Genomic DNA, 7,352 nt, shown 5'->3' with positions numbered 1-7,352 from the left:
ACGTCGGCGGCGGTGGTGCCGGCCGACCGCTCCTGCCGCTGCTGCTCCTTGACCTTCTTGACGTCGCGGGACGGCGGGAGCGGTACGCCCTCGGCGACCGGGTCCGGCGTCCACGCCGGGTCGGAAACGGTGACGTCGGCGGACCGGTCCGGTCCGGACGGTTCGGCGGGAGCGGGTGCGCCGGGCGCGAGGCCGAGCAACGCGCCCGCAGTGACGACGGCGACGGCCCTACGGGCCCGTGGTAATGCGGTGGTTGTCATCCAGTTTCTCCCCGTGAATCGATGTGTCCGGATGGTAACCAGCGGGCGACGTGTCGCCGTCGCCCCGAAACGCCTGACCTGGCCGGATGATCGGACCAGCCGGCCTCACCGGGTCGGACGCCGCAGCAGCTCGACGGCTCCACCGGCGGCCCCACCGGGGCCGGGTCGGCTTCCCGACGGTCCGGGCGGCAACTGGAACTCCTGCGCTGGCCGTCTCCCCATCAGCGGGCGGACGGAGAGGCCGCCGCCCGGCAACGGGGACTTCACGGGAGGACCACGCATGACCACACGTACGGCACGGATCACCACCGCGCTGCTCGGTGGGGCCGCCGCCCTGCTCGCTCTGGCCGCACCGGCCGGGGCCGCGCCGAGCGGCGTCACCGGCGGCATCGACCTCACGACCCAGCGGCTCGTCCTGGAGCCGACCGACCGGGGGTACGTGGGGACCCTCACCGCCACCGTCACCAACCGGAAGCCGACCGCGACCTCGGTGAACCTGGTCATCACCGAGCCGGCCGGCGCCTCGTTCACCACGATCGAGCCCGGCGGCGCCTGCCTCTACGACCGGCTGGTGGAGAACCGCCTGGTCATCAGCTGCCTGGGCGACCGCGTCGAGGCCGGGGAGACCGTCGCCTTCCGGCTCGGCTTCCACGTCTGGACCAGCACCCGCGACCACCCCATGGTCGCCGACGGCGGGCGGATCGAGGTCCTCCCCGAGGGCGCCACCAGGGCCGCCGACACGACCGGATTCACCACCCTGTTCCGCTCCACCACCGGCAGCCTCCGCAAGCCCCGGCCGTACGTGCAGGCCACCAGGACCGACCTGGGCATCCGTGGCGGCGCCGCCGTGCTGAGCCGGCAACCCGACGGCAGCCTGCTCGGACGGTTGCCGGTCACCGTGCGGTACGGCAACGACGCTCCGACCTTCGCGCTCGACGTGACCGCCGCCCTCCCGGCAGGGGTGTCGGTGCATCACATCGAGCCGCAGGACATGCCGAGCTTCCCCGACTGGTTCACCGTGCCGGGCGGCCGGTTCATGCCCGGCACGGAGCGGACCTTCGACGTCATCCTCCGTGCGCCCGCCGGGACGCCGGCGGGTGACCTCGGGACCGGCAGCTTCACGGTCACCGGAAGCTACCTCTCGGGGGCCGACCCGCAGGACGTCGACCCGACCGACAACACCACCTCGTTCTCGGTGACGGCGGTCGACGCCAGCTGACCGAGCGCCGCGGCCCGGCGGCCCGCGCCGGTCACCGCGCAGCGGCGGAGGCCCGGAACCGTGCGGTTCCGGGCCTCCGGGGCGAGGGGCTCAGAAGGTCGGGTGCTGGAGCAGCCCGACGAACTCCACGAGCAGCCGCTCCCGCAGCCGCACCGGGGCCGCCTGGAGCAGGGTGTTCACCGCCGCCATCCGGTCCGGGGCCGGCCCGGCGCCGAGCCCCAGGCCGGCGGCGAGCCCGGCGATCAGGTCGGGGGTGAGCGCCTCCGGGGTGAGGCTGCCGGCGAGCGCCAGCAGTTCCGGCGGGAGCACGACCGGCCCGGCCGCCCGGGCGGCCGCCGCCGCCTCGGCCAGCGCCGGGCCGAACTCGGGCACCCGCGGGGCCACCGCCGCGGTCACCGTGAGGTGCACGCTGGCCGGCAGGCCGGCGTACGCGAGCTGCGGCTGGGTGTGCCAGCCCCGGGCGGTCAGCTCGTCCACCAGCACGAACAGGTCCAGCCCCGGGTCGTCGGCGGTGAAGCAGACCACTGTCGACTCCGGCTCGGCCAGCAGCCGCAGCCCGTCGACCGCGCGGACCGCGTCGGCCAGCCCGGCGACCGCGTCCCGGGTCAGCGCGGCCAGCCGCAGGTAGCCGTCCTCGCCGAGGTGCCGCAGGGTCGCGTACGCGGCGGCGATCGGCCCGCCGGACCGGGTCGAGGCGATCACCGGGTTGACCATCGTGTAGCCGGGCCAGTCCGCGTAGGCGAAGAACTGCGGCGACCGCAGCCCCGGATCCCGGTGCAGCAGCACCGACACCCCCTTCGGGGCGTACGCGTACTTGTGCAGGTCGACCGAGATCGAAGTGACCCCGGGCACGGCGAAGTCGAACGGGGGCACCGGCGCGCCGAGCCGGCGCAGCCACGGCAGCGTCCAGCCGCCGAAGCAGGCGTCCACGTGGCAGCGCACCCCGGCCGCCGCCGCCACGGCCGCGATCTCCGCCACCGGGTCCACCACGCCGTGCGCGTACGACGGGGCGGAGGCGACGACCAGCACGGTCTCCGGCCGGATCGCGGCGGCCACGTCGGCGACGGCCGGGCGCAGGGTGACCGGGTCCACGGGCACCGGGTCGAGGGCCACCCGCAGGTAGTGGGCCGCCTTGGCGAAGGCGGCGTGCCCGCTGACCGGCACCACGATGCGCGGCTCGGTGAGGTCGGGCCGGGCGTCCCGGGCGGCCTTGACGGCCAGGATCAGCGACTCGGTGCCACCGCTGGTGACGCTGCCGACCACGTCCGGCGCGGCCGTGCCGGGGCCGCCGCCGAGCAGCCGGGCGGCGGCGCCGACCAGCGCGTTCTCCATGGCCAGCAGGGACGGGAAGGCGGTCGGGTCGAGCCCGTTGACGTGCGCGCTCTCCGCGTGGGCGGCCTGCGCCAGCTCGTCCAGGCCGGCCACGCCGGGGTCGTAGACGTAGGCGAACAGCCGCCCGCCGTGCGTCGGCCGATCGCCCGCCCGCAGGGCCCGGATCTCGTCGAGCACCCCGGAGCCGGCCGCCCTGGCCGGGCCGGACGGCGGCCCGAACCGGGCCACGTTCGTGGAGCTCTTCTTCGACCTGGTGTTCGTCTTCGCGCTGACCCGGATCTCCGCCCGCGCGTTCGAGGACCTGGCCGTGGAAGGGGGGAAGACCGGCTGGACGGCGCTGACCGGGGGCGGCAAGACGCTGCTGCTGCTCCTCGCGCTCTGGGCGGTCTGGCAGGGCACGGCCTGGACCACCAGCCGGTACGACCCGTACCACATCTGGCTCCAGACGATCGTGATCATCGCGCTGGTGGGCAGCATGGTGATGGGGGTGGCCATCCCCCGCGCGTTCAGCTCCACCGGCCTGGCGTTCGCCGTCGCGTACGTGGTGGCGCAGGTGAGCCGGCCGGCGATCCTGCTGCTGATGCTGCGTCGGCTCCAGCACCGCCGGCTGAAACTGCGCATGCTGATCACCTTCAGCGTGACCGGGGTGCTCTGGCTGACCGGCGCGCTGCTGCCCACCGACCCGCGGGTGACGCTGTGGACGCTCGCGCTCCTGTTGGAATACCTGGCGTCCCGGTTCGGCTGGCCGGTGCCCGGCCTCGGCCGGTCGACCGTCTCCCGCTGGGACATCCACGGCGAGCACCTGGCCGAGCGCTACCAGCAGTTCTTCCTGGTCGCGATCGGCGAGACGATCCTGATCGCCGGGCTGGCGTACAGCCGGGCGCCGGACAGCGCCACCCGCACCGCGGCCTTCGCCGCCGCGCTGCTCACCTCGGTGCTGCTCTGGCGGATCTACGTGCAGCGGGCCGGGCGGATCCTCGGCGAGGCGGTGACCCGGGCCGCGCACCCCGCCACCATCGGCCGCTCCGCCGCCGACACCCACCTCGTCATGGTGGTCGGCGTGGTGGCCGCCGCGATCGGCTACGAGCTGGTCAACGAGCACCCGACCGGGCACAACGAGGTCGGCTGGCTCGCCATGATCCTCGGCGGTCCGGCGCTGTTCCTGGTCGGTCGCGCGCGCTTCGAGTACGAGGTGTTCGGCCGGGTGTCCCCGTCGCGCTGGGTGGCCATCGCCGTCCTGGTGGTGCTCATGCCGCTGCTCAAGCCCGTGGTCCCGCTGCCCGCGGCGGTCGCCACCCCGCTGGCCGCGGCGTTCGCCGCCCCGCTGGTGCTGCTCGGCGTGGCGGTGGCCGACGCCCGCCGCGCCTGGGGCCGCCCACCGGAGGCGGCCGCCCCGCCGTTCTGACCGCGACCGGTCGCGGGCGCCCGACGTGCCCGCCCCGGCGCTACCATCCGTCGGTGACCTTCTCGATCGTCGCCCGCTCCGCCGACGGCCTCGTGCACGGCGTCGCCGTCGCCAGCAAGTTCCTCGCCGCCGGGGCGCTGGTCCCGGCCGCCGAGGCGGAGGTCGGCGCGCTCGCCAGCCAGGCGCACGCGAACCTGGCGTACCGGTCGCAGGGGCTCGCCATGCTGCGCACCGGCGTCCCCGCGGCGGGCGTGGTGGCCGGCCTGATCGCCGCCGACCCGGGCTGCGACGACCGACAGCTCGGCGTGGTCGGACGGACCGGTGACGGCGCCACCTGGACCGGGCCCCGCTGCCACCCCTGGGCGGGCGGCCAGGCCGGCGACGGCTGGGCCGCGCAGGGCAACATCCTGGCCGGCCCGGAGGTCATCGACGCGGTCCGGGACGCCTGGCTCGGCGGGGCCGCCCTGCCCTTCCCGCAGCGGCTGCTGGCCGCACTGGCCGCCGGCGACCGGGCCGGCGGCGACCGGCGGGGCCGGCAGAGCGCCGCCCTGTTCGTCGTGCGGCGCCACGGCGGCTACGCCGGCACCGGCGACGAGCTGGTCGACCTGCGGGTCGACGACCACCGCGACCCGGTCGCCGAGCTGGGCCGCCTGCTCGACATCCACACCCTGCTCTTCGGCAAGCCCGACCCGGCGACCCTGCTCGACCTCACCGGCCCGGTCGCCGACGAGGTGGCCGCGCTGCTGGCCGCCGCCGGCCACCCGGTCGGCGCCGCCGGGCTGGAGGAGGCGCTCGACGCCTGGGCCGGCGTCGAGAACCTCGAGGAGCGCATCGTTCCCGGCCGGATCGACCCGATCGTGCTGGACCACCTGCGCCGCACCACCGCGCCGGCCCTCGACGCCTGACGGTCTCCGGTCAGCCGCCGAAGGAGAGCCAGCGGAAGCCGGTCCGCTCCAGCACCGTCCGCTCCGCGTCGGTGACCGGCACCCGGCCGGTGGCCTTCCGCACCAGGGTCAGCGCGTCCCAGGCGAGCCCGTCGGGCACCGGCCGGCCAGCCGACAGCAGGTCGGCGACCACCGCGGCCGCGGTCGGGGTCAGCCAGGGCCGCCGGCCGAGCGCGTCGGCCAGGTCCAGGCCGTGCACCGCGACCTCCACCACCCGGGTACGCAGGAACTCGGTCAGCGTCATCGCGTCGCCGTGCCGGGTGCGGACCAGCCGCCCCGGCGGCTCGGCGGCCACCGCCGCGTCGGCGGCCCGCCAGGCCCGTGCGAAGCCCTCCGCCACCTCGGGTACGCCGGGCAGCGCCCGCGCCTCCCGCCGGGCGCCGTCGATCCGGTCCCGGTCGACCTCGGGCGCGAACTTGGCCGCCCCGAAGTAGCCGGCCGCGTCGACCTCGGCGCGCTCGGGGGCCGGCGCGGCGAGCATGCCGACCAGCCGCCCGGCGCCGGTGCGTACGTGCGCCAGCAGGTCCCGCACCGTCCAGGGCGGGCAGGGCGTGGGCCGGTCCAGGTCCGCCTCGTTCAGGTCGCGCAGGACCCCTTCCAGCTGGGCGCACTCGTCGCGGAACGCCGCGCGTACCGTCGCCATCCGTCCTCCGCCGTCCGGTCCGTCCCGTCCGGCCAGCCTGCCACCGCCGTTTCGGCGCCCACCGGCCGGGTACGCGCCGGTCGACGAGGAGAGGGGGCGCCGAATGGCCGGCATCATGCTGCGCAGCACCGCGTTCACCGACCACGACCTGCTGCCCGGGCGGTTCGCCAAGGACGGCGACAACCTGTCACCGCCGTTGCAGTGGTCGGACGTGCCGGACTCCACCGAGGAGTTGGTCCTGCTCGTCGAGGACCCGGACGCGGGCAAGGAACCGTTCCTGCACTGGCTGGTCACCGGGATCTCGCCGGAGCCCGGTGAGGTGCCCGAGGGCGGGGTGCCGCCGGGTGGCCGGGAGTGGCCGAACAGCTTCGGCGAGACCGGCTGGAGCGGGCCGCTGCCACCGCGGGGCGACGAGGCGCACCGCTACTTCTTCCGCCTCTACGCGCTGAACCGTCCGCTGGACCTGTCCGGCGCGCCGCAGGCCGCCGACGTGCACCGCGCGCTCAAGGGCCGGGAGATCGCCAGCGGCACCACCGTCGGCACCTACTACCGCTGACCCGCTCCGGGGACCGGCCGGGGATCCCGGCCGGTCAGCCCTTCCAGCGGGGCACCAGGCGGTGCACCAGCGCGAGGACCGCCGCGGCCACCACGGCGATCGTGCCGACGATGCCGGCCGCGCTGCCCGCGTACCCGATGAAGAGGGGACGGCGGGTGAGTTCCTCCACGGGGATCGTGGAACGGTCGACCAGCCAGGACAGGGCGAAGGCGGAGACGACCAGCGCGAGGGCGCCGGCGAGGCCGAGCACGACGGCGGCGACCCGGTGCGCGTCGGCCGGGGAGACCACGGCCTCGTCCCGCTGGAAGAACAGGAGCACCAGGCCGGCGACCGCGGCCCAGGCGCCGACCAGGAGGAAGGCGGCGACGGCGTCGCTGGGCCGGTGCCAGCCGGCGGAGAGGGTGGCCACGCCGGCGGCGGCCGCGTAGCCGGCGCCGAGGAAGGCGCCGGCCACCCGCAGCTTCGGGGGCAGCACCAGGATCAGCGCGATCGCCACCGACGCGGCCACGGCGGTGTGTCCGCTGGGCAGGCTGTTGCCGGCCGCGGCCCGTTCCGGGTCGATGCCGAAGTCGGGGCGGTCCAGGTAGCGCTTGAGCAGTTGGGTGCTGACGTTGGCGCCGGCGATGAGCAGGGTGGCGGTGACGGCGAGCGCCTTGCGGCCGCGGATCAGGGCGATGAAGCCGATCATGGCGGTGACGGCCAGCAGCGACACCACCGACATGGCGTTGAGGATGCGGTCCACCGGGCCGTCGATGCGGTCCTGACCGATCCGGTTGCCGGTCAGCGCGACGGTGTCCAGCCACTGGCCGAGCTGGGTGTGCACGGCGAACCGCCACACCACCAGGAACGCGGCCGTCTGGGCCAGGGCCAGTACGACCAACCAGACCGCCGTCCAACCCCTCGCCGTCTCGCGCACCCGGACAACTTAACGGTCGGCGGGGTCGGGCGCTCGTCGGAGCGGCACCACCGTGGCGTTAGGTTGAGGACCGACGG

At 75.7% G+C, this 7,352-nt stretch carries 8 protein-coding genes; 4 read left to right on the top strand and 4 right to left on the bottom strand.

The annotated features are described in order from the left end of the window. Positions 1 to 260 (bottom strand): hypothetical protein (locus ACW0Q9_RS27380; protein ID WP_456186125.1); only part of this gene is annotated, 260 nt, incomplete at its 3' end. Between the two features lie 280 nt (positions 261 to 540). Between ACW0Q9_RS27380 and ACW0Q9_RS27375 the strand changes: the two genes are divergently transcribed. Further along, on the top strand, positions 541 to 1,479 hold the full coding sequence (locus tag ACW0Q9_RS27375; protein WP_456186123.1) for a hypothetical protein: 939 nt from the start codon (positions 541 to 543) through the stop codon (positions 1,477 to 1,479). Between the two features lie 90 nt (positions 1,480 to 1,569). Here the strand turns inward: ACW0Q9_RS27375 and ACW0Q9_RS27370 are convergent, their stop codons facing one another. Then, positions 1,570 to 3,039: a pyridoxal phosphate-dependent decarboxylase family protein gene (locus ACW0Q9_RS27370; protein WP_456186121.1), complete on the bottom strand. Its 1,470-nt coding sequence runs from the start codon at positions 3,037 to 3,039 to the stop codon at positions 1,570 to 1,572. A gap of 4 nt (positions 3,040 to 3,043) precedes the next feature. Here ACW0Q9_RS27370 and ACW0Q9_RS27365 point away from each other — a divergent pair, with 4 nt between their 5' ends. Beyond that, positions 3,044 to 4,216, top strand: a complete 1,173-nt coding sequence (locus ACW0Q9_RS27365; RefSeq protein WP_456186119.1) for a low temperature requirement protein A — start codon at positions 3,044 to 3,046, stop codon at positions 4,214 to 4,216. A 53-nt stretch (positions 4,217 to 4,269) separates the two neighbouring features. After that, positions 4,270 to 5,121, top strand: a complete 852-nt coding sequence (locus tag ACW0Q9_RS27360) for a DUF1028 domain-containing protein (RefSeq protein WP_456186117.1) — start codon at positions 4,270 to 4,272, stop codon at positions 5,119 to 5,121. A gap of 10 nt (positions 5,122 to 5,131) precedes the next feature. Here the strand turns inward: ACW0Q9_RS27360 and ACW0Q9_RS27355 are convergent, their stop codons facing one another. Beyond that, entirely contained in the window at positions 5,132 to 5,803 is a 672-nt protein-coding gene (locus tag ACW0Q9_RS27355; RefSeq protein ID WP_456186115.1) for a maleylpyruvate isomerase N-terminal domain-containing protein, read from the bottom strand. Positions 5,804 to 5,906: 103 nt separating this feature from the next. Between ACW0Q9_RS27355 and ACW0Q9_RS27350 the strand changes: the two genes are divergently transcribed. After that, the gene (locus ACW0Q9_RS27350; protein ID WP_456186113.1) at positions 5,907 to 6,359 is read left to right on the top strand and encodes a YbhB/YbcL family Raf kinase inhibitor-like protein; all 453 of its coding nucleotides are present in this window, start codon (positions 5,907 to 5,909) and stop codon (positions 6,357 to 6,359) included. A gap of 34 nt (positions 6,360 to 6,393) precedes the next feature. Here the strand turns inward: ACW0Q9_RS27350 and ACW0Q9_RS27345 are convergent, their stop codons facing one another. Continuing rightward, positions 6,394 to 7,275 carry a phosphatase PAP2 family protein gene (locus ACW0Q9_RS27345; protein WP_456186111.1) on the bottom strand — a complete coding sequence of 294 codons (882 nt, stop codon included), beginning with the start codon at positions 7,273 to 7,275 and terminating at the stop codon, positions 6,394 to 6,396. Positions 7,276 to 7,352: the final 77 nt, after the last annotated feature.

The sequence above is a fragment of the Micromonospora sp. I033 genome, assembly GCF_053890995.1.
Note: the sequence above shows the minus strand (reverse complement) of the source record. Positions and strands in the feature narration are given on the sequence as shown.